Origin of the sequence: Streptomyces spongiae, assembly GCF_009377185.1 — a bacterium.
Lineage (GTDB): Bacteria > Actinomycetota > Actinomycetes > Streptomycetales > Streptomycetaceae > Streptomyces > Streptomyces spongiae.
Genome location: NZ_VJZC01000969.1, coordinates 1 through 2,126, shown reverse-complemented (window position 1 = coordinate 2,126; position 2,126 = coordinate 1). Strand labels below are relative to the sequence as shown.

At 73.3% G+C, this 2,126-nt stretch carries 2 protein-coding genes and 1 pseudogene; 1 reads left to right on the top strand and 2 read right to left on the bottom strand.

Translation table 11 applies throughout. The annotated features are described in order from the left end of the window. Window positions 1–73: 73 nt before the first annotated feature. Together FNH08_RS49250 and FNH08_RS49245 are read right to left on the bottom strand one after the other, a co-directional pair. The gene (locus tag FNH08_RS49250) at window positions 74–1,147 is read right to left on the bottom strand and encodes a lactonase family protein (RefSeq protein WP_152778469.1); all 1,074 of its coding nucleotides are present in this window, start codon (window positions 1,145–1,147) and stop codon (window positions 74–76) included. 174 nt (window positions 1,148–1,321) lie between these two features. Further along, on the bottom strand, window positions 1,322–2,032 hold the full coding sequence (locus FNH08_RS49245) for a sugar kinase (RefSeq protein WP_322726650.1): 711 nt from the start codon (window positions 2,030–2,032) through the stop codon (window positions 1,322–1,324). Between FNH08_RS49245 and FNH08_RS54295 the strand changes: the two are divergent. After that, window positions 2,000–2,126 (top strand): annotated as a pseudogene (locus FNH08_RS54295) (hypothetical protein); the annotation flags it as partial. The gene FNH08_RS49245 and the pseudogene FNH08_RS54295 sit on opposite strands and share 33 nt — an antisense overlap.

Here is a 2,126-nt window from a genome sequence, read left to right as displayed (position 1 = left end):
GTCTGGGGGCGCAGCCCCCAGGGAAGGGACGGGAATGGGTAGGGGCGGCGGGGGCGAAGAAACACCCGGCGTCTCAAAGAACGAGCGCGCACACCACGGACGAAACGGACACCCCTGGCCCCGAAGCCTGAAGCCTCCCGTCGTCCAGAACCCGCAGCGCGACCACCGTGCCGCTGTGCTGGTTGGCCACCAGCAGATGACCGGCCGCGTAGGCAAGCCCGCGCGGCCGGCCCCCGCCGCTGGGCGTCTCGCCGACCGGTTCCGGGATGGCGCCGCTGACATCGAACGCGGCCACGGTGTCGGCCCCGCGGTTGGTCAGCCAGACGTAACGCCCGCAGGGCGAGGCGACGATGCCGCCGGGCTGGTTGACGACGTCCAGGGCCGTGGTGGCGGGCACGGTGGCGACGGCCGTCAGGGTGCCCGTGGCGGCGTCGTAGCGGTGGCAGGTGAGGGTGGAGGACAGTTCGTCCGCGCTGAACACCCGCTCCCCGTCGGGGGCGAAGGCGAGGTGGCGGGGACCGGAGCCGGCGCGCAGACGGTTCACCGCGGTCCGTTCGAGGGTTCCGGCCCGCGGGTCGAGACGGTAGGTGAACACCGCGTCCGCCCCCAGATCGGTGGCCAGGACGAAGCGGCCCGCAGGATCGACGAGGATCTGGTGGGCGTGGCTGCCCTCCTGGCGTCCGATGACGGGGCCCGAGCCGTCGTGGACCACGAGGTCGGCCGGTTCCAGCAGGCTTCCGTCCGTGTCGAGGCGGTGCACGGCCACGCTGCCGGGCGCCTTTTCGCTGCCGTAGTGGGCGGTCAGGAGCCAGTTTCCGTCCGGGTGGACGGTGAGGTGGCACGGGTTGGTGCCGCCGCTGTCGGCCGGGCTGCCCAGCGGGGCCAGTACGCCGTCGTGGCGCCGGGAGACGGCGCTCACCGCGCCGGGGTCGGTCTCGTTCGTGCTGTAGACGACGTCGAGGGTGGGGTGCGCGGCCAGGAAGGAGGCACCGCTGACGGGGAGGGGCGGCACCTCGTCGTCGTACGACAGTCCGCCGGTCGACGGATCGAGCCTCAGGGTGGCGAGCCCGGTGCCCTCACCGCCGGTGTCGGGGGTGTAGGAGCCGGTGAGGACGTGAACCGCTGCGCGGGAAGCGGGTGTTGGCATGGGAGTTCCCGGTGGTTCCGTGGATCGGGGCATGGGCGGGGCACGGGCAGGGCGCTGTGCGTGGCCGGGCGGTGGGGTCTTCGGAGCGGGGCGGTCGTGCCGTGCGGGCGGTCGTGCCGTGCGCGCGAACGGGCCGTACGTACGAACGGGCCGTGCGTACGAACGGACCGTCGTTCAGCGGACGATGTCGTCGTGGTGGTCGAGCAGTTCCAGCTCGTGGCGCCGGGGCAGACCCTCCCAGTCGCCCGTGGTGCTGACGGCGAAGGCACCGAGCAGGGCAGCCGTCCGCAGACGCCGCTCGGGTGGTTCGCCCGCGAGCAACTCCGCGAGGTAGCCGGCGACGAACGCGTCCCCCGCCCCCACCGAGTCGAGCACGGTGACGGGTACGGCGGGCTGCCGGTGTTCCTCGCCGTCGAGGAGGGCGTACGCGCCCTCGGCGCCCAGCTTGATCACCGCTCCGCCCGGCCCGAGGGCGCAGATGCCCTGGGCGAGTTCCTCCGGGTCGTCGGTGCCGGGCACCGCGAGCCGGGCCTCGTGCGGTCCCGCGAAGACCAGGTCGCTGCGGCGCACGAGCGGCACCAGCGTGCGTGTGGCCTCCTCCTCGCTCCACAGCAGGGAGCGGTAGTTGATGTCCAGGGAGACCATCACCCCCGCGTCCACCGCGATGTCCACGGCCCGGGTGACGGCCCGCAACGGCCCCTCGCCGAGCGCCGGGGTGATGCCGGTGATGTGCAGGACGGCCGCGCCCGCGACGAGGTCCTTGGGAATGTCCTCGACGGACAGCCGGGAACCGGCGGTGTGGGTGCGGTAGTAGCGGGCACGGCTGCGCGTGGCCGTACGGCGTTCCCGCAGCTCGCCAAGCTCGCGCGGCTCGCCAAGGAGCACGCCGTCGAGCTGATCGCGATCGGTAACGGCACGGCGTCGCGCGAGACGGACAAGCTCGCGGGGGAACTGATCGGCCGGCACCCGGAGTTGAAGC